General features: G+C 54.3%; 17 protein-coding genes and 1 pseudogene. 4 read left to right on the top strand and 14 right to left on the bottom strand.

All coding sequences use genetic code 11. The features are described from left to right. Positions 1–82: 82 nt before the first annotated feature. Positions 83–2,827, top strand: a complete 2,745-nt coding sequence (acnA, locus tag MKY86_RS01515; protein WP_076084781.1) for an aconitate hydratase AcnA — start codon at positions 83–85, stop codon at positions 2,825–2,827. Between the two features lie 94 nt (positions 2,828–2,921). Here the strand turns inward: acnA and MKY86_RS01510 are convergent, their stop codons facing one another. The 5 genes from MKY86_RS01510 to MKY86_RS01490 all read right to left on the bottom strand — a co-directional run bounded on the left by MKY86_RS01510 (position 2,922) and on the right by MKY86_RS01490 (position 9,376). Next, positions 2,922–3,941, bottom strand: a complete 1,020-nt coding sequence (locus MKY86_RS01510; protein WP_143803879.1) for an ABC transporter substrate-binding protein — start codon at positions 3,939–3,941, stop codon at positions 2,922–2,924. A gap of 348 nt (positions 3,942–4,289) precedes the next feature. Then, positions 4,290–5,582, bottom strand: coding sequence for a group II intron reverse transcriptase/maturase (gene ltrA, locus MKY86_RS01505; RefSeq protein WP_340825768.1), 1,293 nt, complete (start codon positions 5,580–5,582; stop codon positions 4,290–4,292). Positions 5,583–5,732: 150 nt separating this feature from the next. Continuing rightward, positions 5,733–5,936, bottom strand: a complete 204-nt coding sequence (locus MKY86_RS01500) for a hypothetical protein (RefSeq protein ID WP_340825766.1) — start codon at positions 5,934–5,936, stop codon at positions 5,733–5,735. A gap of 302 nt (positions 5,937–6,238) precedes the next feature. Then, on the bottom strand, positions 6,239–8,458 hold the full coding sequence (locus tag MKY86_RS34125) for a response regulator transcription factor (RefSeq protein WP_445669889.1): 2,220 nt from the start codon (positions 8,456–8,458) through the stop codon (positions 6,239–6,241). 165 nt (positions 8,459–8,623) lie between these two features. Further along, a complete protein-coding gene (locus MKY86_RS01490; RefSeq protein WP_036723784.1) occupies positions 8,624–9,376 on the bottom strand; it encodes an IclR family transcriptional regulator in 753 nt (250 codons plus the stop codon). Between the two features lie 285 nt (positions 9,377–9,661). Between MKY86_RS01490 and MKY86_RS01485 the strand changes: the two genes are divergently transcribed. Together MKY86_RS01485 and MKY86_RS01480 are read left to right on the top strand one after the other, a co-directional pair. Next, on the top strand, positions 9,662–10,660 hold the full coding sequence (locus MKY86_RS01485; RefSeq protein ID WP_076085584.1) for an alpha/beta hydrolase: 999 nt from the start codon (positions 9,662–9,664) through the stop codon (positions 10,658–10,660). A gap of 184 nt (positions 10,661–10,844) precedes the next feature. After that, on the top strand, positions 10,845–12,032 hold the full coding sequence (locus MKY86_RS01480; protein WP_076085551.1) for a Fe-Mn family superoxide dismutase: 1,188 nt from the start codon (positions 10,845–10,847) through the stop codon (positions 12,030–12,032). A gap of 512 nt (positions 12,033–12,544) precedes the next feature. Here MKY86_RS01480 and folE read toward each other — a convergent pair. The 5 genes and pseudogenes from folE to MKY86_RS01455 all read right to left on the bottom strand — a co-directional run bounded on the left by folE (position 12,545) and on the right by MKY86_RS01455 (position 16,042). Beyond that, entirely contained in the window at positions 12,545–13,138 is a 594-nt protein-coding gene (folE, locus tag MKY86_RS01475) for a GTP cyclohydrolase I FolE (protein WP_036723782.1), read from the bottom strand. Between the two features lie 60 nt (positions 13,139–13,198). Continuing rightward, entirely contained in the window at positions 13,199–13,444 is a 246-nt protein-coding gene (locus MKY86_RS01470; RefSeq protein WP_036700040.1) for a YneF family protein, read from the bottom strand. A 133-nt stretch (positions 13,445–13,577) separates the two neighbouring features. Then, positions 13,578–14,765, bottom strand: a pseudogene (queG, locus tag MKY86_RS01465) (tRNA epoxyqueuosine(34) reductase QueG); the annotation flags it as partial. A gap of 35 nt (positions 14,766–14,800) precedes the next feature. Continuing rightward, a complete protein-coding gene (gene lepB, locus MKY86_RS01460; protein ID WP_081751075.1) occupies positions 14,801–15,418 on the bottom strand; it encodes a signal peptidase I in 618 nt (205 codons plus the stop codon). 204 nt (positions 15,419–15,622) lie between these two features. Next, the gene (locus MKY86_RS01455; protein ID WP_036723776.1) at positions 15,623–16,042 is read right to left on the bottom strand and encodes a GNAT family N-acetyltransferase; all 420 of its coding nucleotides are present in this window, start codon (positions 16,040–16,042) and stop codon (positions 15,623–15,625) included. A gap of 417 nt (positions 16,043–16,459) precedes the next feature. Here MKY86_RS01455 and MKY86_RS01450 point away from each other — a divergent pair, with 417 nt between their 5' ends. Continuing rightward, positions 16,460–17,068 (top strand): superoxide dismutase, encoded by a 609-nt coding sequence (locus tag MKY86_RS01450; protein WP_036723775.1) that lies wholly within the window; start codon positions 16,460–16,462, stop codon positions 17,066–17,068. A gap of 118 nt (positions 17,069–17,186) precedes the next feature. Here the strand turns inward: MKY86_RS01450 and MKY86_RS01445 are convergent, their stop codons facing one another. Genes MKY86_RS01445 through MKY86_RS01430 form a run of 4 tightly spaced genes read right to left on the bottom strand, consistent with a single transcriptional unit; the run spans position 17,187 to position 24,365 of the window. Then, on the bottom strand, positions 17,187–19,862 hold the full coding sequence (locus tag MKY86_RS01445; RefSeq protein ID WP_340825756.1) for a glycoside hydrolase: 2,676 nt from the start codon (positions 19,860–19,862) through the stop codon (positions 17,187–17,189). 15 nt (positions 19,863–19,877) lie between these two features. Continuing rightward, entirely contained in the window at positions 19,878–20,891 is a 1,014-nt protein-coding gene (locus MKY86_RS01440; protein ID WP_083685753.1) for an ABC transporter permease subunit, read from the bottom strand. A 22-nt stretch (positions 20,892–20,913) separates the two neighbouring features. Continuing rightward, positions 20,914–21,813 (bottom strand): carbohydrate ABC transporter permease, encoded by a 900-nt coding sequence (locus tag MKY86_RS01435; RefSeq protein WP_076085557.1) that lies wholly within the window; start codon positions 21,811–21,813, stop codon positions 20,914–20,916. After that, positions 21,813–24,365 carry a DUF5696 domain-containing protein gene (locus MKY86_RS01430; protein WP_076085560.1) on the bottom strand — a complete coding sequence of 851 codons (2,553 nt, stop codon included), beginning with the start codon at positions 24,363–24,365 and terminating at the stop codon, positions 21,813–21,815. Before MKY86_RS01430 ends, MKY86_RS01435 begins: the two co-directional genes overlap by 1 nt. Positions 24,366–24,373: the final 8 nt, after the last annotated feature.

The raw sequence follows: 24,373 nt of genomic DNA, 5'->3' as shown, positions 1-24,373 counted from the left end.
ACTCCCCCCATTGTAAACGTTATACTTAAAGTATAGGAATTATGAAATGTAGTTTCACCAGATGAAACGAGGAGGCGCATATATGCCAAGCAAGGACCATTTTTCATTGGCCAAGAACCTGAAATCAGGTGGCAAAACTTATCGCTACTATCATTTGAATGCTCTGGAGGAGCAAGGTGCAGGCGACATTTCCTCCCTGCCATTCTCCATTAAGGTCTTACTCGAAGCGGCTGTCCGCCAATATGACGGACGGGCAATTACTGAAGAACATGTCAAGCAGCTGGCCAACTGGTCCGGCGGCATTGACCGCAATAAGGAAATCCCGTTCATTCCTGCCCGGATTGTCCTGCAGGATTTCACCGGCGTACCTGTAGTTGTGGATCTCGCCGCTATGCGCGATACCGTTAAGAAGGCGGGCGGAGACCCGAAGAAGATCAACCCGCTTGTACCGGTTGACCTTGTTATTGACCATTCGGTTATGGTGGATGCGTTCGGAACGGCCGATGCCCTTGAATATAATATGAACGTAGAATTTGAGCGTAATGAGGAGCGCTACCGCTTCCTGCGCTGGGCACAGACCGCCTTCAATAATTTCCGTGCGGTTCCTCCGGCAACCGGAATTGTGCATCAGGTGAACCTGGAGTATCTGGCTTCTGTTGCGGCCACCAAGACCATTGACGGAGAGACGGTTGTCTACCCGGATTCCCTGGTCGGCACGGACTCCCATACTACAATGATTAACGGCCTTGGCGTAGTAGGCTGGGGCGTCGGCGGAATTGAGGCTGAAGCAGGAATGCTTGGACAGCCGCTGTATTTCGTTACCCCGGATGTCGTTGGCTTCAAACTGACCGGCAGTCTGATGGAAGGCGCTACAGCTACCGATCTGGCCCTTACCGTTACCCAAATGCTGCGCAAGAAAGGCGTGGTCGGCAAGTTCGTCGAATTCTACGGTCCGGGTCTGGCGAACATCAGTCTGGCAGACCGGGCGACAGTAGCCAACATGGCTCCTGAATACGGCGCAACCGTCGGCTTCTTCCCAGTAGATGAGGAGACACTGGCCTATCTGCGCAGCACCGGACGCCCGGATGAACTGGTAGAGCTGGTAGGGGATTATTATAAGGCGCAGGGTATGTTCCGCACCGCAGAGACACCGGACCCCACATTCAGCGATGTCATTGAGCTGGATCTGGCTTCTGTGGTTCCCAGCCTGGCCGGACCGAAGCGTCCGCAGGACCGGGTAGAGCTTACCCATATGAAGGAGAATTTCGAAGGCATTATCCGTACACCTGTCGACAAGGGCGGCTATGGCCTCAGCGACGAGAAGATTGCCGAAGAAGTTGAGATTCAGCATAAGAACGGAAGCACTAGCAAGCTCTCTACAGGAGCGGTAGTCATTGCAGCCATCACGAGCTGTACGAACACCTCTAACCCGAGCGTAATGCTGGGCGCAGGACTGCTTGCCAAGAAGGCTGTAGAACGCGGGCTGACCAAACCGGGCTATGTCAAAAGCAGCCTGACTCCCGGATCGCTGGTCGTTACGGAATACCTGCAGAAGGCAGATCTGCTGAAGCCGCTGGAAGCGCTCGGCTTCTACCTGGCCGGCTACGGCTGCGCTACCTGTATCGGCAACTCCGGTCCGCTGCCGGATGAAGTCAGCGAAGCCATTACAGAGCATGATATGACGGTTGCCGCCGTAATATCCGGGAACCGTAACTTCGAGGGCCGCGTGCATGCCCAGGTCAAAGCCAACTATCTGGCTTCACCGCCGCTGGTTGTCGCCTACGCACTGGCCGGTACGGTCAATATTGACCTGAAGACCGAGCCGCTGGGCTATGACCCGCAGGGTGAGCCTGTCTTCCTGGCCGATATCTGGCCGACTACAGCCGAGATCCGCGAAGCCATAGGGCTCTCGCTCAGTCCGGAAATGTTCCGCAGCAAATACGAGAATGTATTCACAGCCAATGAACGCTGGAATAACATTCCGGTACCGGAAGGCGAGCTGTATGAATGGGATAACAACTCCACCTACATTCAGAATCCGCCATTCTTCGAGCACCTGGCTGACGGTATCTCTGACATTAAGGACATCAAGAGCTCGCGTGTACTTGCGCTGCTTGGCGATTCCGTCACTACCGACCATATCTCGCCAGCCGGGAATATCTCCACTTCCGGTCCGGCCGGAGAATATCTTCGCGGCCATGGCGTGGAACGCGCTGACTTCAACTCCTACGGCTCACGCCGCGGGAATCATGAGGTGATGATGCGCGGTACCTTCGCCAACATCCGTATCCGCAACGCAGTGGCTCCTGGAACAGAAGGCGGCGTCACCACCTTCCTGCCGAGCGATGAGGTCATGTCGATCTATGACGCCTCCATGCTGTACCAGTCTGCCGGACAGAACCTGATCGTTATCGCCGGTAAAGAATACGGCACAGGCAGCTCCCGCGACTGGGCTGCTAAGGGAACACTCCTCCTCGGAGTCAAAGCCGTCATCGCTGAGAGCTTCGAGCGGATTCACCGCAGCAATCTCGTCGGCATGGGCGTGCTGCCGCTGCAGTTCCAGGAAGGCCATGGCTGGAGCAGCATGGGGCTGACCGGACGTGAGACCTTCGACATTACCGGTCTTGACAACCATGTCCTTCCCGGACAGGAGCTGACAGTCACTGCTACCCGTGAAGACGGCACCCAGTTCGACTTCCCGGTCATTGCCCGTCTCGATAGTACCGTAGACATCGACTACTACCGCAATGGCGGTATTCTGCAGACAGTCCTCCGCCAGATGCTGGCAGATGCTACAGCTTCGGAAGCGGCTCAGCCGGTAGAATAATTCGGCTTCATAAGAATAGATCATTATACAAGCTGCGCCGGTATCAGATTTCAGTCTGATACCGGCGCAGCTTTTTGTCTTTTTCAGGAATGCCCTATTTGACTGACAGCAGGCTGGTCGTAATGAAATCCAGCTGTTTCTCCAGAGAGATCGGGTCATTGTACGTATCGGCAGCAGGGTTCAACTGGAATACATTCCCTGCCTTGACCGCCGGAAGCCCCTTCCACAGCGGATTGTCATAGACAATCTTCGGGTCTGTAGTATCCCCTGACCACGGGCAGGTGAAGATAATGTCTCCGGCAAAGTCCGGCAGCTTCTCCAGGGAGATGGAAGCCCAGCCAGTTCCGCTGTCGATGGCCTCCTTCTGCGCTTCTGCGGGAGCCTTCAGCCCGAACTCCCCATACAGAATCTCACCGCCTCGGCCATAGTTATGTCCGAATACAAACAGTCCCTTGGCATATGGATTCAGGATAGAAACCGTCTTATTGCCAACAGCAGCCTGTACCTGCGGCTTCAGCTCAGCAATGCGGGCCTCCCACTGGGCGATCCAGGCCTTAGCTTCATCATTCTTGTTCACCAGCTTGCCGTAGTCGAGCATCTGATCCTTATAATTCTTGGCGCCATACTGAATCTGTACCACAGGCGCAATTTCCTTCAGCTTATCGATGCCTTCTGTGCCGGTATACACAATAATCAGGTCAGGGTCCAGGGACAGAATGTTCTCCGGGGTGACATCGTCACCAAGCCCTTCTGCACCTTCAAGCATGTCTGCAAGATACGGACTATCCTTGGCTCCCTGCATGACCCCTACCGGCTTCACACCCAACGCCAGAAGATATCCTGTATAAAAGGCTGTAGTATCCACGATTCGCTGCGGATTCTTAGGCACTTGAACCTCAGCGGCGCTATCCTGGAAGGTAACCATCTCTGCTTCAGCGGAAGGCTCGCCAGCAGCCGGAGCAGCAGTGGGTGCTTCAGAAGCTGCAGGTGCAGGAGCATTCGCTGCCGTCCCGGAGCCAGAGCCGGAATTACCCGATGAACCGCAGGCTGCCAGCAGGACAGCCATGACGAGAGTAAAGACAATCAGGACAAGACTTTGTTTAGAGTATCGCAAGATAATCCCCCTATGTATGTATGATATTGATAATCATTATCATTAGTAATATATCACAGAGTAGACATGCTGACAACTCTCCCGAGAACTTTCCGCAGGAACAAAATACCTGCAGCATCCCCATTGTGGTCGGTTTTTCGACCACATTCGGCCCAGATGAGACCACGCGCTGTCCATGTGTTCGGTGAAATCAGCGAAGTCATTCCTATTACTGATTCAGAATATAGTTAAAAATCATAATTTCCTCTAGAGTAAAGGGCTGTAATAACCCAGCCCCTCCTCATCAAACCGTACGTGAGGTTTTCCCTCATACGGCTTTCCGATGTTTGTCATTCATGGGCATGCAGATTACAATAGCGTTTTTAGTCCGCACTTATTGGCCATATACTTGACCTCCGGGAATGAACTCATCCATCTCCTCCGATTTCTCTTCTTTGCATACCACCGGGTGAATCGCTGCAGAATATACCAATCCAGCTTCGCTAACCTCTTTTGGCTATACTTCGTGTAATAATAATTTCTCCATCCCTGTATCTTGGGATTGAGCCATTCCACGTGTTCCTCAAACGATTTCCAGCGCATGCCGGGTGGTGCTAATCGGTCTTTGACCACGCCCCGGATACGTTCCTCTGCCTTCTTCGTTAGCCACTGCTGTGTGGTATAGTACACCTTCCCTTGAGAGGTTTCTGCTTTCGTTTTTCGGTGGTGCATTCCTAAGAAGTCGAAGCCTTCGTCTCCTGTCCACAGACCTACAATGCGGGTTTTGGTCGGATGTAGCGTGAGTTCCAGACGTTCCATAATGTTGCGGATGAGTTCATACGCATGTTCCGCATCCTTTTTGGTTTTACAGACCACAACGAAGTCGTCTGCATACCTCGTCAGTTCTCCCAGCCCACTTCCGTGTTTCTCCCATAACCGGTCAAAGTAGTTCAAATAGATATTCGCCAGCAGTGGCGAAATCACGCCACCTTGGGGTGTCCCTAAATCGGAGCGCCGTACGTTTCCTTCTTCCATCACTCCCGCATGTAGCCACTTCCGTATCAGCTTCAAGATCCGCCTGTCATTGATACGCATTTGTATTAACTTCATGAGCTTCTCCTGATTGATATTGTCGAAGTAGCCTTGGATATCGATGTCGACTATCCAATTTCCTTTGCGGTTGCAGGCTTTACGAATTCGCTCCAACGCTCCTTTCGCACTTCGTTTCGGACGAAATCCGAAGGAGACTTCTTTAAAATCGGCTTCAAAGATGGGTTCAATCACCAGTTTCGTTGCCATCTGTAGGACTCGGTCACGCACGGTAGGGATGCCTAGCGGTCTTGGCTTCCCGTCTTTCTTTGGGATATAGTGCCGACGTACGGGCTGCGGATGGTAGCTGCCTTCTTTCAGTTCTCGCTCGCATTCCTTGAGGAATCTTGTTTCTCCTTGTTCTTCAATATCTGCGAGCGTTACGGCATCTACTCCCGCAGCTCCCTTATTCGCTTTCACCCGTTTCCAGGCTTCGCATAGCACATCCCACCGGTAGACTTTGTCGTACAAGGCGTGGAATTTACGCTTGTTGTTCTCCTTGGCCGCATGACCTAGCTTTTCTTGGAGTTCTTGAACTTTTTCCTTGGGTGTCGTTAGCCGTTTGGCATTCACTCACTCGTACCTCCTCCAAAAGCGTAAACAAAGCAGGGCTCCTTCCCTCCCTAAGGTTATGTTGTCCTTAGGTTCTTCGGTACTATAAGCCCCTCGGACTCCCTTCCCACAGACGGTTCATTTCGTCTTCTGGACTTATAGAGCGTCTCTTTACGGGTTCCTAAAAAAAAAATTTTTTTTCTTTTTTTTTTCTTTTTTTTTTCTTTTTTTTCTTCCGTGTGGGGGAGGGTCTCCCCAGTTCACTGCATTATCTTTCAATCCATGCCGTTCCCTATACGCCGGAGGATTCTTCACTGCTGTTCCAAGTTCTTTACAGTTTCCTTGGCCTTCGTCTATTGATTCGAGACTCGGCATCCTCTCTTCCCCTTCGCAAGGCCTTTTTGACGGCGCGGCAAGATTCACTTCATGTTGCGGCCTGGATTGTTGCTCGCCCGGTCTCTGACCGGTACTTTTGTCGATGCGCTTTTACACACAGATTTCGCCATGCGCAAGCATCCTAGCTACAAAGGTGGCTTGGTCCCTCCTTTGGTTGGACTTTCACCAACTAGATAATGCGTGCCTCTGGGCACGCAATCAAAAAAAATCCCCTTTCGCTTAAAAGGGGATTTCATTTTTCTGAAATAAGCGGATAAATTATCGCAGCCTCAGGAGGGCTTTCAGGACATCTCGATACGCTCGGAATCGAATATTCTTTTGTAGACCAGTGCTATGATCTGTGAGCGGTCTGTTACGTCCATTTTATTAAAAATACGGCTCAGATGATTCTTGACGGTATGCTCGCTGATAAACAAGGCGCTGGCAATATCCTTGTTCGTCTTGCCCAGAATAATCAGCTCCAGCACTTCCTCCTCGCGCGGCGAGATTCCCCATTCCTCCTTGGGCGTCTTCAGTGCCGTACTGTTCAGCAGCTTCCCTGCCGACACGCCTCTTTTGGCGGACATCGCTTCCGAGCGGCTGCGCAAGAAGGATTGGAAGGTAGTTCGCGGCTCACTGTACAGCTCCCCGACTACATGATCATCCAGGTTGAAGCGGGAGGGGTCCAGCCACTCCAGATCCGAATCCGCCAGCAGCTCCTTATCCGCGCCCTTGCCTGCATGATGAAGCACTAGCGCGAGCAGTTGGGCAGTGACAGAGACCGAAGGCTTATTGATCTGAAAATAGAACGAAGCAAACTGGTCCACCTGCTTCAGCAAAGAAAGCTCCTCCGGGTAGAACCCGTACCCATGCAGGAAATCCAGCCTGAACGGAGCCAGCAGAGCAGCCGTTCTCATCTGCTCTGACTCCCGCTCCGGCAGTCCTGTATAACGGGCAAGCTCATACGCCATGGCAGAAGCCTCTGCCGACAGGCGGTGCAGCTCGGGATTACTGAGCCGGAGGTAATGAAGTGTCTGCCCGGTGAAGACCCCTGCCTGCTTCATATGTCTGGCTTCCTTCTCGATCAGACGGATCGAAGTACTCGCCAGACTGGCGAGACAGCCGGTTAAGGACAGCCACTCCTCGGCTTCGCTGCGGCGTCTGAAGCCCACTGACAGAATGCCCTTGAATACCTTCTCGGCAATCAGCGGACATTCGAGCAAGACCTGCCCCTCGGCCTCCCCGTTGATGATCGCAGAAGAGAGAAAGGCCTGCGAGGAGTAACGGGACTGGAGGTCCTGGACATACGGCGCAATCTCCTCCGGCCTCCACCCCTTGGCGTAATGGGTATCCCCCGGCTGCTCCTCGAAGAATACGAGCACCGATGACGGGAAGAACGGCATGCCCATTACCATATCCAGCAGCACAGTGCCCAGCTCCTGAGTGGATGCGGCCTGCGGCAGCAGGCGGGCAGCCTCCTTCAAGCGCTGGGTGGCTTCCCTGCGCAGGGCTTCGCGCTGCACCAGCTGCTCTCCCCGTCCGGATAAGCCCAGGAGCGCAGCAACATTCTGCTCATACTGGGCATAATCCTGGATTGGACGGCTCTTCCCAAAGCCTACAGCAAGCAGCAATGCCCTCTTCCCGCTGTGAATTCTCAGCGGATAGCATGACAAATATTCCGGCTGCGTCATTGCGCGCTGAGTGAAGAATAACGATCTCGGATCTTGGGCAATGTCCTGCCAGTGCCGGGGCTCCCTGCCCAGAACTGCCTGTCCCAGGAAGCCGTCTCCCTGCTGGAACCCGGCATTCATGAGAAGTCCTGCTTCTTTGCCGGCAGAATATTTGACCTTGAACTGTCCGGCCTCCTCCTCTTGGGCAAAGGCATACAGCTCCGCATCAGAGAACATACCGGCCATCTGCTGCAGCACAACCTCTATCTTCAGGAACTCACTCTCCAGATTGGATAACAGCTGGGTAATCACCAGGCTCCGTCTCTGTTCCAGCGGCTTCACTGCGCACCCCGCCAGCAATTTGGAGAGCACATTCCCGAGCACACTCAATTTCCCCCTGATGCTGACGATGCCTTCCCGGCTAAGCTCAGGCATGGCGGCCAGTACATCCTTCAACATCTCATAGTCGGGGTGTTTCCGCATCTTGGCCTCGAACGCCTGCAGCACAAGCCCGCGGGTACCTTCTTCCATATATAAGCCGGACCATAAATAGTACGTCTGCCCATAGTCTGGAACCAGCGGACTGACCACATACTTCAGTCCGGGGACCCACTCTTCAAGTACAGCAGGATATGATAAGGGGCCCATTCTGAGCAATGCAGGCTCGAAGGGACGCTCTATGACCTGTAAAGATTTAAACATCTTCTGATAGAATATTCCGGAAAGCGTCGGGCGCGTAACCACATTCCCAGCCTGATCCGTAAGCACAAGCGCCTGGCCCGTAACAGAGCCGAACGTATCCTGGAGCTCTTGAATTTCTCCCATCAGTGAATCGGGTATAGCTACTTTCATCCCATCACCTCGTGCCCCTGGATTCCTATTATTTCTTCACTCTTAATTTAGCTAATCATCACTAATGATAGTTCATTTTAACTAGATATACAATGAATGACGAAGGCTGAATAGCCTGTATGTCCTAAAGTTTTCCTTCATAGATCTGCTGCCGGAGGCCTCAGATCAGCCCATCATTAGGCCCATTTCAGCAGCAGCCTCAGCCAAAATGACAGCATATTCCTCCAGAGTCTCCCGCGACAAACGGCTGACCGGGCCGGACATCGAGAGCGCTGCTACCACGCCCCCGGCCCGTCCGGCGATGGGCACAGCCACGGCTGCCGCTCCCGGCTCCCGTTCCTCGAAGCTAGTTGCATAGCCGCAGCGGGTGATCTCCTTCAGCTGCTCCAGGTACTGGCTGCGGTCTACACTGTCCGGCCATGCGGGGTCGGCCAGCAGCCGGACCTGCACTTCCGGCGGCGCGTAAGCAGCCAGAACCTTGCTTGATGCGCCTACCGAGAGCGGCAGCCTTGCCCCGATCTGGGCTACCCGGCGGATAGCCTGCCGACTCTGCACCGCCTGAATGCGCACACGCTCCAGATTGTCGCGCAGATACAGGCTGACCGTCTCTCCCAGGCGGTCGCGCAGCCGCTCCATGGCGGGCAGCAGAAGCACCGCCGGCTCGTTCAGCGTCGGGAGATGTGTGGACAGCTCCCAGATGCGGATGCCCAGGCGGTATTTGTCCGTCCCCTCATCCCGCTGCAGGAAGCCCTTCTCCTCCAGTGTGGTCAGCAGGCGGTGCACTGTGCTTTTATGCAGGCCGATCTTCGCAGAGATCTCCGTCAGACTAAGGTCGTAATCATCATTATCCTGAGTGAAGCACAGTAATATATCCAGCGCACGTTCTACGGCGCGTACAGTCAGCTTCCGGTCTTCCACCCCGATCTCCCCTTCACATGTTTCACCTATTGAAACCCGGTTACATAATTATTAAGATATCCCTATCTTAGTGCAAAAGCCTAAATAAAGTCCAGCAGATTCCGTATCCATAATCAGCCGTCCGCAGTTTACAGTTACATTACAAAAGAACCATTTCCATTGACTTTGTAAGGGCATAAATTTACGATTAAATATATGAACTATTCATGCTCTGAATCTTGAAACTTTCCAGGAGGGGACCTTATGAATCTGGCAACTAGTCATCCCGGCGCGCCGGTCTCCCGTATGCCTAACGAGGGTAAGCCCGCTTCGTCACCACTAATTCCACTTCGGATGATACGCCTCAAGCACATCATTGTGGCCCTGCTGTTATCCGTATTCTTCTTCTTTGTATTCTGCTTCATCGCCCTGCATGCCTACATTGCCTGGGTACTCTCGAATCCTACTGTAGCCCCACTCTATTCCAATCCTTATCAGGCCAAGGGGCTTGCCTACGAGGATATCAGCTTCCCTGCCAAGGACGGCAGCCGGATGATGGAGGGATGGTATATTCCTTCCAAAGGAGCTACCAAAACTATTATTTTCAGTCACGGCTATGGCGCGAACCGCGAGGAGAGCTGGGTTCCCATGTATGATCTGGCCCACTACGCGCACAGCCTGAGATTCAATGTCGTCATGTTCGACTACGGCTTCGCCTCCAAGACCGACAGGGATATCGCAACCGGCGGCAAAAAAGAATCCCAGCAGCTGCTCGGAGCCATTGCCTTCGCCAAGGAGAAGGGGGCAGACCAGATTGTGGTCTGGGGCTTCTCGATGGGTGCAGGCACCGCCCTGCAGGCAGGACTTGTAACCAAAGATGTGGACGCGATGATTCTGGACAGCACCTTCCTGCTGGAGCCGGACACCCTGTACCATAACATCAAGCAGAACATCAATCTTCCCCGCCAGCCTTCGCTGGAGATTATGGAGATGCTCTTCCCGGTGCTGAACGGCACAGGACTGAATCAGATTCCTTACTCCAAGGTCAAATCGGAGGATTATCCGTTCCCGGTACTGTTCATGCACGGCACCAAGGACGATAAGGCACCTTATCCGATTGCCGAGGAGCTGGCGGCGAACCAGAGCAATCCGTATTCGGATTCATGGATCGTGGAGGACAGCCATCATGAGCTGCTGTTCCGCGAGCACCCGCGTGAGTATCTGCGGCGGGTATCCGCTTTTCTCGGGAATGTGCAGCTGGCCCAGATCAGCGGGAGCCAAGGCAACCCCACCGCAAGCAAATAGCATCTTATCGTTACCTAAGGCATGTGCAGATGTATCCTGTGATACATTCTGTGCATGCCTTTTTACTGTGCGGGGCACAGGACCTCCAATCCGCCGCAATTCCCCTCACAGGCCAGTCTCATAAGCTGTCCCTCTCCGGCATATAATGGACCGATGAAACTTTAGGACGGGAGGACTGCATGTTATGCCATATGTATTCGTTGCACCGCCGCCAGTACAGATTCTAGGGGAGATTGCCTTCTGGAAAAATCAGGAGAAGGAGCATGCCGAGGTCCTGATCCAGATCATCCCACGCCTGGAGGAGCCTTATGTAAAGCTGCTGGAGGACTGGGCCATTGTCTTCCTGGCTACAGAACAAACGGCGCAGCAGTTGCTCACCTATCCGCAGGCACCGGACGCAGGCGGTCCAGGGAGTCCATCTGCCGAAGCCGGGCGGCTGCTGCACACCGCCTGCGACCAGTCCGCCGAATTCATCCGGCACCTGAAGGCCATGAAGGAGGCCAGCGCCGCCGTCAATGCCTTCCCCCTGGCGGGAACCACGCTGCTGCACTTCATCCGGGAGTCCGAATACTTCCTCGCTGTACTGGCCGCCCTGACTCCTGCGGACTACGGACCCGGGATGCTGCGGATGAATCCGCCGGAACAGGCTGAACCCGCACCTTCACCCGATCCTGCTGCAGGCGGAGACAGTCTACAGGGAACAGGAAGCTTCGCAGTTCCGTTGTGGGAATCCCGCGAGGCAGGCTCGGTTCCCATCGGCGGGCATACGCTTCCCCCTCTGCCTTATGCCTATAATGCACTGGAGCCGTATATTGACGAGAAGACGATGATCATTCATCACGACAAGCATCACCAGAGCTATGTAGACGGGCTGAACAAGGCGGAGAACAAGCTGGCGGAAGCGCGCCTGAGTGGCGACTACGATCTGGTTAAGCATTGGGAGCGGGAGCTTGCGTTCAATGGAGCCGGACACTATCTGCATACGATCTTCTGGAATGTCATGTCCCCGCAAGGAGGCGGCCGCCCCTCCGGCGCCCTGCTGGACGCTATAGAACGCAGCTTCGGAAGCTATGACGCCTTCAAGACCCAGTTCACTGAGGCCGCGGGTAAAGTCGAGGGCGGCGGATGGGCTATTCTGGTCTGGAGCCCGCGCAGCCGCAGACTGGAGATCCTGACGGCTGAGAAGCATCAAAATCTGTCCCAATGGGATGTCGTTCCGCTGCTGGCGCTCGATGTGTGGGAGCATGCCTATTACCTCAAGCATCAGAACAACCGCGCCGATTACATCCAGGACTGGTGGAGAGTCGTGAACTGGCCTTATGTCGCCGAGCGCTACGGGGCCGCCCGCAAGCTGGTCTGGCAGCCTTTCTGAGGCTGATTCCTCCCTCTCATGGCGGCGTTTTGCGTATCTCTGGCCAATTCTGAGGTTGTTCACTCTCACCGGCTGCTTGTATGGAGTAGCATTGTTGCACTTCTTGCAGGATTTCTCTAAATTTATTAGAAGCTGTGGAGGTATTGGGCCACACACCTTCGCGCGAGCACAATGTATGCTGTTTTTCACACACATTTAGGCCGTGTGCCTGCTAGCGAGCATAATGTATACTGTTTTTCACATACATTCGGTCCGTGTGCCTGCTAGCGAGCATAATGTATGCTGTTTTTCATATACATTCGGGGCCACAAGCCTGCGCGCTAGCAAATGTATGCTATTTTCCGCATACATTCGGGCCACATGCCTGCGTGCCAGCAAATGTATGTTGTTTTTCGCATACATTTGAGCCACGCACCTTCGCGCGCAAAAGCCCGCCGCCACTGTTGAAGTGGCAGGCGGGCTTTTGCGCTTGCAGGGCCGGTCCGGCAAGCTTATCCTTCCCGGCTCCGGCTTTATTCCTTGATCAAGGCCAGGAATTCGGCCCTTGCCGCAGCGTCCTCACGGAAGGTGCCGCGGGTGGCCATCGTAACCGTCTTGCTGCCCGGCTTCTTCACACCCCGGGCACACATGCACAGATGCTCCCCTTCGACTACAACCATGACACCGTGCGGATTCAGCACCTCGGTCATGATGTCGGCGATCTGGGCTGTGATGCGCTCCTGCACCTGTAACCGGCGGCTGACCGCTTCTACGAGCCGGGCCAGCTTGCTGAGTCCGGCAATGCGGCCGCTGGGCACATAACCGATATGCACCTTGCCGAAGAATGGAGCCATGTGATGCTCGCATTGGCTATAGTAGACAATATCCTTCACAATGACCAGCTCTTCATGAGACTCGTCGAAGGTTACGCCCAGCGCTTCGCGCGGATCAACGGAATAACCGCCGAAGATCTCTTCATACATCCGGGTCACTCTGGCCGGTGTTTCCAGCAGGCCTTCACGGCTCGTATCCTCACCAATTAATTCCAGAATCTTCTCAACATGATACTCAATCTGCTCACGGTTTACAGAAACCTTCCCGTTCTTGTACTCCTTGATGCCCCCCATGAAAACTCCCCCCTTCCGCACCTGCAGCTGACTCTTATCTATTTCATACGATCATCATTATTACTTCTTGCGGGAATGTCCTTTGCCCGCAGCAGGACGCCCCGGCGGATTACCGTTCTTCATCATCTGCTGGGCACGCTGCATTTGCTTCCCGTTCAGGTTATACCCCATTTGCTTGGCAACCTTCTGCAGCATTTCAGGATCATTCTGCATCGTTGTCATCTGTCTGCGCAGATAATACACACCGATGAAGAATCCGCCGATCAGACCTACCACAAGCGTAATAATAGGCAATGCAATATTCATCTGTAATCCACCTTTGTACTCTATTGTCTGGCGATAACCCTGTTCAGGCACGCGAATCTATCATAGCATTTCAACAACTGGACAGCAATTGGCAAATCCCGCTGGCCTACGGTTGATTTCCGGCTTATTCCCCGTCCGCTGCTCCCTGCCCGCGGAGCTTGTCCAGCGCCCGCTCCAGCATGTCGCGCACCGTAGCGTCCGCTTCGCTCTCCAGCGCCTGCTCGACTGCCGCAAGCGCCTCTTCGCCGCCGATGCGGCTGAGCGCCCAGGCCGAGGTTCCGCGCATTTCCGGCCGCGGCTCCTTCAGCAGAAGCTCCGTCAGCTTCGGCACCGCCGAAGCCTCCTTGAAATTGCCCAGCGCAATGACCGCGTTGCGCTGCATCGGCTTCTTGCCGCGCCAGGCCGCCGAGCTGCTGCCGAACTTCTCCTTGAACTCGCGGTTGCTGAGGTCCAGAATCGGCAGCAGCAGCGGCTTGACCACCTCAGGATCAGGCAGAAGCTGCGGGCGGTGGTCCCAGTTCTTGCCCCGGTTATGCGGACAGACAATCTGGCAGGTATCGCAGCCATAGAGCCGGTTCCCGATCTTGGTCATATAGTTCTCACTCAGGAAGCCCTTGGTCTGGGTCAGGAAGGAGATGCAGGCCTGGGCATTGAGCTGTCCCGGTCCGACCAGCGCGCCGGTAGGGCAGGCATCGATGCATTTCGTGCAGTCACCGCAGCCCTCCTCCACAGGCTGGTCTGGAGGCAGCGGAAGATTCGTCACCATCTCCCCCAGATAGATCCATGATCCCCACTTGGGAGAGATAATCGCACAATTTTTGGCGCTGAAGCCGATCCCTGCCCGCTCCGCTACTGCCCGGTCTACCAGCGCTCCCGTATCCACCATGCTCTCCAGCACAGCATCCGGGACACGCTCACGGATGAAGCTCTCCAGCTTCGCCAGCGCTTCACGAAGGACATGATGGTAATCCTGGCCCCAGGAGGCGCGGGCCAGAATGCCTCTGCGTGCACCCGGCTCGGATTTGGGCGGATTCTCCATCTTGGAGGGATAGGCCACGGCAATCGCAATGATGGAGAGCGGCTGCTCCCCGGACTGGAGGGCGGGAACCGTCCGCTTGTCCAGGTCAGGCTCCTCGAAGCCGGATTCGTACCCCTTGTCCCGATGCTCCTGAAGAATGTTCTTCAAATATAAAAACGGCTCCGCAGTGGTGAACCCGATATCATCGATACCGAGCGCGGGTAGAGCCGCCTTAATCTCTGCCTTAAGTTCCTCCCATTTGGAAGGGGGCGGAGCGTAACCTTTCTGGATGTTGAGGTGCATATCCGCCTCTCCTTTATAGATTGACTAAGGTTGCTCTACAGGGCCTTCATCTTAGAGAGAGGCCACCAGATCAGGGAGACCTTACCCACAATACTCTCCCCTGCAACAGCGCCGAAATAACGGCTGTCCTTGCTGGCTCCGGCATGCCGGTTGTCCCCCATGACGAAGTAGGTCCCCGCCTGCACGGTCAGACTGCTGAAATCGGGATCTTCTATAGACGTATCGATATATGGCTCATCCAGCAGCTTGCCGTTGAGATAGAGCTGCTGGTTCCGTACTTCAATAATGTCGCCGGGAATGCCGATCACCCGCTTGACCAGATATTCCTTGCGGCTGGGTCCCGTACTGGGATCATGAAGGACGACAACCTCCCCGCGGCCCGGATTCCCGAAGCTGAGGGCGATTTTATTAATAATCAGCTTCTCCCCCTGATAGAGGGTAGGCTCCATGGATTGGCCGATTACAGTTGACACATTGAACACATAGATATTAAGCAGCGACATCACAGCGAACACAATCCCCGCCGTAATGATCCACTCCCGCATATCCTTGATCCATGTTCTTCTCGACTTCTGTCTGGACTTGTTATGCGTCACTGATCTGTATCTTTGTCTGCGGCTCCGCATGAAATCTTCTTCAAGCTCCCGGTTCATAGGCCACCTACTTGCTTCGATTGGGTTATCCGTTCCTTAACAATAGAAAAGCATATCTCCCGCCCATTTGCAATGGACATAGGGAAGATATGCTTTAGTATAATGAAACAGACTATGCAGGAATACCCATATTCAAAGTATCCGCCCTGCAACAGTTCTCTACTCTGACCTTTGATTCCGCTTACAGCAGCGGTTCAGCAACAGTTACCCGACAATGCTCAGCTTGCGCACGGATTTGAAAATGTGGTTCTCGTCATAACCCATGGCTTCATATAGAGGCATTGCAAAAGAATTGTGTTCATCGACGGCAACATAAATGCCGCTGACCTTCCGCGCCTGAAATCTGCTCTCCATAGCCGTTACAAGACTCTTACCGACTCCTCTGCGGCGGTAATCCGGATGGACGGCAATGCGGAAATAACAGCCGTGATTCTTCTCAATCGTACCAATCAGCGCACCGATGATTTCTCCTTCATCCTCAGCAACTACAATGAGATCAGAATCCCATGACAATTGCCTGGAGAAAGGCTCGATCGTGCTCTCGAAACATTCTTCCGATAATGCGGTCTGCAGCAATTCAGTCACTGGAGTTACATCGCTTAATTGAAAGGAACGAACGTGCATACTTTCAAGTCTCCCTTTTCTATGGCTTATGATTTTACAAAAAGAAGGAGTTTCCATAACAGCATAAAGTGGAAAAAAGCATCAAAAACCGAGGAATACCTGCTTTTGTCTCTATTAAAGCACACTTTTCTCGCGTTATCATCATTTTTCTTTTGAAAGCGCTTGATATGAAGCGTTTACATTCAATATAGTTTCATATTTAACATCTATTAGGAGATTATAGTAGTCAAAACGTCCCGGTTACGAAGCCTCACTAGTTTAACACAGCCTTAACATTTTCAGTGAGCTACGGACGGGAAAATACTTTTTAAACATTTTTGTTTATTTAGTGTTGCATTATTGTTCCAGATACGTTTTAATAGTAGTATCTCGAAGGATATATAACCAAACCAACATATAATCAGGAGGGATTTTTCCATGGCTTTTCAATTACCGGCACTTCCGTATCCGAACAACGCACTTGAACCACACATCGACGCATTGACGATGGAGATTCATCATGACAGGCACCATAACACTTATGTGACGAACCTGAACGCCGCACTGGAAAAGGCACCCGAACTGCAAAACAAAAGCATCGATGAGCTTCTGACCGACCTGAACGCTGTACCGGAAGCGATCCGCACAGCGGTCCGCAACAACGGCGGTGGACATGCCAACCACACCCTGTTCTGGGAAGTGATTGGACCGAATGGCGGCGGCGCACCAACTGGCGCACTGGCTGCTGCCATTGACAGCGAGCTGGGCGGCTTCGATAAATTCAAGGAAGACTTCGCGGCTGCAGCTACTACACGCTTCGGCAGCGGCTGGGCTTGGCTCGTTGTGAAGGACGGCAAGCTTGCTGTAACCAGCACACCGAACCAGGACAACCCGATCAGCGAAGGCGCAACTCCAATCCTCGGCCTCGATGTATGGGAGCATGCCTACTACCTGAACTACCAGAACAAACGTCCTGACTACATCAAGGCGTTCTGGAACGTAGTGAACTGGGAAGAAGTCGGCAAGCGTTACGAAAGCGCGAAATAAGCATCTGCCTTCAGCATGATGCTCTAAGCAAACAGGTTCACCTCTGCCGTAATGGCAAGGGTGAACCTGTTTTTGTATACCGGCCCCGTCCAGCGTGTACGTTAGGCCCGGCCTTAGATCATTGTATGAACTTGGCGTATAGAGCGTCGTACTCACGCCGGGTAACCGGAATTACCGTTCCATGGCGGGGGCTGGCCGGCAGCTCATAATCAGTGGATACCGTCCACTTGCCCGAATCAAGATCTTCCGTCTCCAGCGGGATGTACCCTCTCCCTCCGAATTCATCCACAAACAGATACCACTTCTCCTCCGTGTTGGATTTGAACAGGGTTGGCCCTTCAATGCCCTTCAGTCCGCCGACACTTCCGCTTAGCAGCTTCACCGCAGGCGCAAATACCGAATCCAGGGACTCCTGGAACACCATTTTGCCAAAAGGGGATTCCGGGCCTTGCTCGCGCTCATCCTTGGTGAATCGGTAAATCTTCCCGTTATATGCCGCCATAGTGGTATCGATGATCGAATGCCCATAGTCCATATAGACCTGCGGCTCTGTGAACGCGCGGAAATCGCGTGTCTTGCTATACAGGATTGTCTGGTAGGCGTCCCCGGTGTGAGTAGAATCGGCGTACATCCGCGAGGCCCAGAATACGATATATTCTCCGCTCTCCTGGTCATAGATCACCTCAGGTGCCCAGGTATTCCCCGCCTCCTCCGGCGAGACCTTGGCTTCCCAAGGCTCCGACCAGTCCACGAGATTATCCGATTCCCACACGATGATCGACCGGCTGCCCCGTGTCTGGGCTGCGCCCCAATCCCAATTGCCGTTGATCTTCAGATCGGTGGCGATCAGATAGAACTGTCCCCCTTCAGGCGAACGGATGATGAAGGGATCTCTGACTCCCTTGTTGCCCAAGGGGGAGATTAGCACAGGCTTCCCGCCGTTCAGCTCCTGCCAATGCAGCGGGTCATTGCCTTCGCTGAGGGCAAAGTATACCTGCTCGCCGTCCCCGGTCCCTTCGCCTGTGAAATAGCTGAACAGATAGCCCGCATAGTCCGCCGCCGCCGGAAAGTCCTGTGCAGCTTGAGTCCCGGTAACCCGAGTTCCGGCAACCTCACCCGGCTGGCCTGCCTGCTCCTCTAACTCCGGCCCGCCTGCCATCAGGGTCACCACCGACTTGGCCGGAATCAAGGCCTGGAATACCTGCTCCCCATCTGCTGTCCCATTAGCAGCTTCATCAGCAGCCACATCCTCGCCGCGGGCCAGATCCAGCTGCTCATTGGTTACATAGGAACGCAAGGCAGATGCCTTTAGTCCCAGTCCGCTCAGCGTGAGCTGCACCCGCTTCTCCTCCAGGCTGTCATTCACCAGCACCGCCGTCATGCTCTGCTCCTCCTCGTGCACATAAGCCGAGCCGAGCAGCCCGCTTCCGGCTTCCTGACTCAGACCGGAGAGTGCAATCCGCACCGCTCCGGGACGGATGAACCTGCTGTAATTACCGAGCGACCACAGAATCTTCGAGGTCAGGATGTTCTGCTCATCCCCAGGCTGAGTGTAATCGGTGTATAACAAGCCGTCCTTGTAATCTACCTTGGACACTGCGGTCCACCACTGCCATGCGGCTGCATCCGCCTCGGTCAGATCGAAGTGAATGGTGCGCGCCACCTGCAGCGCGGGCTCCATCCCCAGATCCCGTCCCGGGCCATAGTCGCCCATAATGCAGTATTCGGTGACCCAATATTTGGCCTGCGGATCATATTGCTTCAGATTGCGCTCCAGCAGCCTTCTTAGCTTCACCAACCGGTCGTCGCCGGAATGACTGTAGTCGGACCAGTAGGAATGCGAGGCGATCTTGTTGCCTACCGCTTCCTTCAGCACAGGGTCACCCAGCAGGTCCTTAATATATTCACGGTATTTTCCCAGCCCCAGGCTGTTAGCCCCGCTGGAATAGACGCCGCTGCCCGTGAATTCCCGGTAGTGTTCATCATCCAGCAGAGAGGTAATCTCCACCCCATCCGGGGCACTGATCTGCGCTTCCAGCCCGCTGGCGCGGAGCTGGGCATGCAGCTCCAGAATCACCCGCTTCAGGTCGTCATTGTTGTACCGGCTGGCTTCCTGCTGCGCATGATTCCAGTCCCAGGTCGGCTCGTTAACGGGACTGATATAATCGAATTCAAGGCCCTCCTGCTTGAAATGCTCCAGCACCTCAATCAGGAAAGAGGCGAAGGCCGCTTCAGAGCCTTCCTTCAAATTACTGGACCCTACCTCTGGATCAGGCTGGGCATGACCATTCCGGGTCATCCAGACCGGCGGGCTGTTGACGAAGGCAATCAGGGATTCGATTCCGCGCTCCTTAGCCGCCCGCAGGAACCACTGCTGGCCTGCCTGCCTGCTCCAGTCGTACGGCGCTTCCTCCGTTATTTTGAAGGCTTCCGTTCTTCGCCACGGATCTGGAATGATCGCCTGATCGGTCTCTACCGAGCCTGCGCCTATATTGAAGCGCCAGGCCGACAGCCCGATTCCTTCGGTACGTGAGAACAGCAAATCTGCCACCTTGTTCTTATTCTCTTCGGTCCACTCCTTCCCCAGGGGGTCCATGGACCAGGCGTCGGATGCGCCAAAGTTATCGATAGTCTGATAGCGGACATTGCCGTCTATCGTCACTGCCGCATCCGGCGGTTTCTGGTGCTGCACAGGGATTTCCTCCTCTTTCCTATTACTGAACAGAATTACAACAACAACAACAACACACACTAGAACAACGCCGATAACCGCCGTAACTGCCAGCCGCTTCATGCTCCTATCCTCCTCCTAACCAACCAGACCGGACCGCTCCACACTCTCAACGAAATGCCGCTGAACGAATACATAGAGAATAATTAGCGGCAGAATCGCCATCAGCACACTGGTATTCATCATCATGGACATGAAGAACGGGTCCTGAACGAGCGAATTCGCTGCCTGGCCGCCGCCGGTCATGTAGGTAGCAATGCCGTAGCCCGCCGATGACATCATCGATGACATGACCTTCGGTTCGTTCAGATACATATTGGTGAAGAAGGAGTCATTCCACTGCCACACGAAGGAGAACAGCATTACCGTTACCATAGACGGAATGGCATTGGGCAGAATCACCCGGGCGAAGGTGGTGAAATAGCCTGCTCCGTCCACATAGGCCGCTTCCTCAATCTCCCGTGGAATGCCCTTGAAGAACTGGCGGAAAATATAGACATACAGCCCTGTCTTAACGCCCATCCCGAGCATTGAAGAAATAATAAACGGCCAATACGTGTTAATGAGATTCGCCGGCTTCCCCATGAACAGCTCAATCAGGCCGAACAGGTCAAAGTTCTTGAAATGCAGGTACAGCGGAATCATGATTGTCTGGGAGGGGACAAGGATCGTAAAGATCACTGCCGCGAACAGCAGCCCGCTCCCCCTGAACTTAATTCGGGCAAAGCCGTAACCGGCCAGCACACAGATGATCGTCTGAAGCACCATAACCGCTGAGGACAACAGCAGGGTGTTCCGCAGGACTGCCGGATAGTTCATCGCTGTGAAGACCAGCCTGAAGTTCTCCAGGGTGAAGGCCTGCGGGACCCAGATCACGGTGGAATCATACAAATCATCCATACTCTTGAACGCAATCGACAGCTTCAGCAGGATCGGGTACAGGATGACGAACGAGATACCGAAGACCAGCACAAAGCGGGCGATGACCCATAACCATTTTTTCGAAAATTCTACCCAATAAGCGGCCGAGGCCAGCCTGTGCAGCTGCTCTTTCCTGGAGCGGTGCGGCATTGCTGCGGTCTCTGTCTTCATGAATGTTCCTCCTTCCTAACCGCTAGTCTTGATAAAAGACTTTGCGTGAGATCAGCGCCGTCGTAATCCACAACAGCAGCGCAATGATGGCAAAATACATCCAGGACATGGCTGCGCTCAGCCCGAAATTGAAGCTCTTAAACGCTGTATCCACCACCATGCGGCTGGTCTGGTCGCTGATGAAGCTGTCGATGATGGTATAGACCAGATTCGTCAGGATCAGCGGGCCGATCATCGGAAACGTAATTTTCCAGAAGGCCTCGTAGCCTGTGGAGCCTTCAATCTTCGCCGCCTCATACAGGGAAGGGGAAATCGATTGCAGCCCCGCCAGGAAGATCAGGATCTGCACGCCCGATTGGCTGACAATCTCATAGATCCGGCTCACCGCCCCAGTCAGATACTGCACCACAGTGGGGCTCAGACCGGATTCGATCAGCAGCGTGGTCAGCTCCAGATTCTTGATCACCGACAGCCCTCCGCCCGTGGAATCACTGGCGCTGCGCACCACAGACTGCATCAGATCGCCGTTCTCAATGCTGGCAATAATGCCCGAGGCCAGAATAACCGGCAGGAAAAAGATGGCCCGGGCCAGCACTCTGCCATGGAATTTCTGATTGAGCAGCACAGCGAAAAACAGGCTGAAAATCAGAATAAGCGGGGTGTTCAGCACGATATTCATCACGGATTCCGTTAATGTCCGGACATAGGATTCATGGGAGAACAGCGCCTCCCGGAAGTTCGCGAGTCCGATATACTTCAGCGTGAAGCCCTCATCATTGACCTGCAGGTTACTGAGGCTGAACCGCAGGGAAGACAGCAGCGGCGTCAGGAACAGGAAGCAGAAGCCCGCGAACCAGGGAAGAATAAAGTACAGGCCGTAATATCTGTTTTTTTGCTCCAGGGACAGCTTCTTAAGCTTCATTATTGCTGCTCACCTCCTACCCGGTAATTCCGTCCGTCTACGGTTACTCCGCCCACAGTCACCGGTGCACGGTTATAATTCACTATAATTGCGGTACCTGCTTCATAGGTCGTCTGATAGACACCGGCCGCAAGCTTCTTATGCTCCTTGATCGTCTGGGACTGGACACTCTTCAGTACACGGCTCAAGGCCTGATACTGCCCGGCTGCCTGGTCAATCCAGCTGCGGTAATCGGCTGAATACAGCCGGTCGAAGCCTGTCATCTTGATCGCAGAGGGATCTGCATAGAACCAGGTATAATAAGGTGCGCTCCCGGTCTCCAGCGCCTTCAGCAGGCTGAGTGATGCATCCTGATCGTCAGCCATATTCCAGGCGGTTCCGGCATATTGCAGATAGCCGTGGTACACCATCTGGAAGAAGGGGATGCTCTCATCCGTAATATTGAACCCGCTGCTCTGCATGGGCGCAGCCACTATATGACGGGCGAAGGGCGCCGCGTACGCATTGCCGCCTTCCACCATCAAGCGGGGCACCGAGCTGCTCATGCGCTCCAGCTGCTCCTTGACGATTCCCTCGGCCCGCTGGCGGTCAACCAGATTCTCCGCATTGAAATCGGAATTCAGCCCGCTGCCGAGATCCCGCAGGGACAAGCCGTCCACTCCAAGCGCTGTATAATCCCCGAGGAAGCCGTCTACCACACCCGGCAGTACCCGGGGACTGACGACATAACCGGAGGGCTGCTTCACATCCTGCTTGAGGTCAGAGATATCATAGGGATACGTATGCGCCAGCTTGCCCGTAATCAGCCGGGAGGCCTGTGATTTGCGTAAGCCCTTGGCTTCCGGGAAGGTCTGCAGAAATGAAGCATCGGGATACAGTGTAATTCCCTTATCCTGTGCGTAAGATTGCAGCTCCTTGAGCCCTTTTGCCCCGCCAAGCTTGCTGTCCACCGATACGCCCTTCGGGTAATTATGGTTGATGCCGCCGTTGAACCATCCGGTATACCGCAGTTGAATGTCCCCGATCCCCTTCTCCTGCATCTGCTCCAGAATGACCTCGGCCTCCTTGAAGGAAGTAAGCGGCTCATAAGCGCTGTAAGGAATGCCCAGGAAGAATTTCTTCTTCGGAATGCCGCCGATCAATTCCAGGTAGAAGGGAACGTCCTCCGCCTCTTCCAGCCTTGCCATCCCGGTATGTTCGATTAAGTACTCCCGGTATTTCGCAGCCATGCCTGAATAGCTGGCTTCCTCCTGATCAAGGAAGCTGTACGCTACAGTGATATCTCCGGGGAAGATACCTGCCTGAAATTGCTTCACCGTACTGGAGCGCCAGCCGTTGGTCAGCGTCACTTCCTCCAGACTGCCCAGCGTATAGCTGGAGAAGACATAGTTATACTGATTCAGCCGTCCGCTGACGTCTGCCTCCACGGCTGCAACCGCATCTCCGCTCTCGATCACCGCCAGGAAGCCGCGGTCCTGAACCTTCATGCCGAATACAGGCAGCCGTGCGGTCTCCTCCTTCTGCACTTGCCCCAGCTGGGTCAGCGCAGCATCAGGCCCGTACATCGCGGTACGGTAAGGGGTAGCATAGAGCTTGTTATTATTGAAGTGTATCAGCGACCCGGAGCCGTCCGGCACCAGGCTGTAGCCTTCATCCTTCGTCCCGCTCGCCCCAAAAAACGGCAGCAGCGACAAACTCTGAATATGCATATTATCCGGATAACGGACCTTATCGCCCGGGATGCTTACCCGCAGCAGCTTCCCGTCCAGCCGGTATTCCAGGGGAAGCGTCACCAGAGCGGCTCCGTCCTCCTCTTCACCGTAGGCCGCCTTATCGATGGCGATTTGCGCCTCATCATAGCCGATCTGCCCGAACAGGGAGGTCACCTTCTTCAGCCCCACTCCCTTGAAGGAGGTATCCCTTCTTTCATACCGCTTGTTCGGCTCATCGTACCTGAACCGCTTCTCGATCTCCTTCTTGTCACTGTCCTTCTCAAGGCGGCCGATAATCAGGGTACGAAAGCGTTCTTCACTGATGTATTTGGGAATACCGTCGATATTGCTCTTGACCTCCCCCAGCGTATACACGATATTCAGGCTGTCGCCCGATTCCTCGATGGTGAACTGGCCGCTCTGCACACTGTGGATGTAGTTGTCGTAGTTCATCAGATTGCCCTTGCTGTCATAATAGGTCAGCTCCACCTGCACATTCAGCTTGGATTTGTTATATCCGGTGGCGACAGCATCCTGTTCGCGGTCCTGCGGGTTAGAATACCAGAGTGCTCCGCTCTTCTTATCCTTAACGGCGATCTCCGTGGTCATCTGATTCAGATACAGGGTCAGATATTCGTTGTCCAGTGCCTCCTTCATGTCTGCAGATAGCTCCGGCGATTTCGGGGTGTCCTGCACGCTCTGCGCTGAGGATTGTATCGCTGCTTCAGACTGTACCGCCGATTCAGCTTCAGGTGCGGATTCGGCCAAGTCCGCGTACGGCAGGACGGCTGCGCCGCTGAGCATAAGCACAATTGCAATGATGGTTAGCTTCTTCTTCAAAGCCTGGC

The sequence above is a fragment of the Paenibacillus sp. FSL R7-0333 genome (assembly GCF_038000365.1).
Taxonomy (GTDB): domain Bacteria; phylum Bacillota; class Bacilli; order Paenibacillales; family Paenibacillaceae; genus Paenibacillus_AQ; species Paenibacillus_AQ silagei.
This window is presented reverse-complemented; position numbering and strand designations above follow the sequence as displayed.

Excerpts from the sequence above, each read along its gene's own strand:
- MKY86_RS01470 (WP_036700040.1), bottom strand. The coding sequence starts at position 13,444 with ATGAATATTGCATTGCCTATTATTACGCTTGTGGTAGGTCTGATCGGC.
- acnA (WP_076084781.1), top strand. The coding sequence starts at position 83 with ATGCCAAGCAAGGACCATTTTTCATTGGCCAAGAACCTGAAATCAGGT.
- folE (WP_036723782.1), bottom strand. The coding sequence starts at position 13,138 with ATGGGGGGCATCAAGGAGTACAAGAACGGGAAGGTTTCTGTAAACCGT.
- lepB (WP_081751075.1), bottom strand. The coding sequence starts at position 15,418 with ATGAACCGGGAGCTTGAAGAAGATTTCATGCGGAGCCGCAGACAAAGA.
- MKY86_RS01440 (WP_083685753.1), bottom strand. The coding sequence starts at position 20,891 with ATGAAGACAGAGACCGCAGCAATGCCGCACCGCTCCAGGAAAGAGCAG.
- MKY86_RS34125 (WP_445669889.1), bottom strand. The coding sequence starts at position 8,458 with ATGAAAGTAGCTATACCCGATTCACTGATGGGAGAAATTCAAGAGCTC.
- MKY86_RS01480 (WP_076085551.1), top strand. The coding sequence starts at position 10,845 with ATGCCATATGTATTCGTTGCACCGCCGCCAGTACAGATTCTAGGGGAG.
- MKY86_RS01485 (WP_076085584.1), top strand. The coding sequence starts at position 9,662 with ATGCCTAACGAGGGTAAGCCCGCTTCGTCACCACTAATTCCACTTCGG.
- MKY86_RS01500 (WP_340825766.1), bottom strand. The coding sequence starts at position 5,936 with ATGCCGAGTCTCGAATCAATAGACGAAGGCCAAGGAAACTGTAAAGAA.
- MKY86_RS01450 (WP_036723775.1), top strand. The coding sequence starts at position 16,460 with ATGGCTTTTCAATTACCGGCACTTCCGTATCCGAACAACGCACTTGAA.
- MKY86_RS01435 (WP_076085557.1), bottom strand. The coding sequence starts at position 21,813 with ATGAAGCTTAAGAAGCTGTCCCTGGAGCAAAAAAACAGATATTACGGC.
- MKY86_RS01455 (WP_036723776.1), bottom strand. The coding sequence starts at position 16,042 with ATGCACGTTCGTTCCTTTCAATTAAGCGATGTAACTCCAGTGACTGAA.
- MKY86_RS01445 (WP_340825756.1), bottom strand. The coding sequence starts at position 19,862 with ATGAAGCGGCTGGCAGTTACGGCGGTTATCGGCGTTGTTCTAGTGTGT.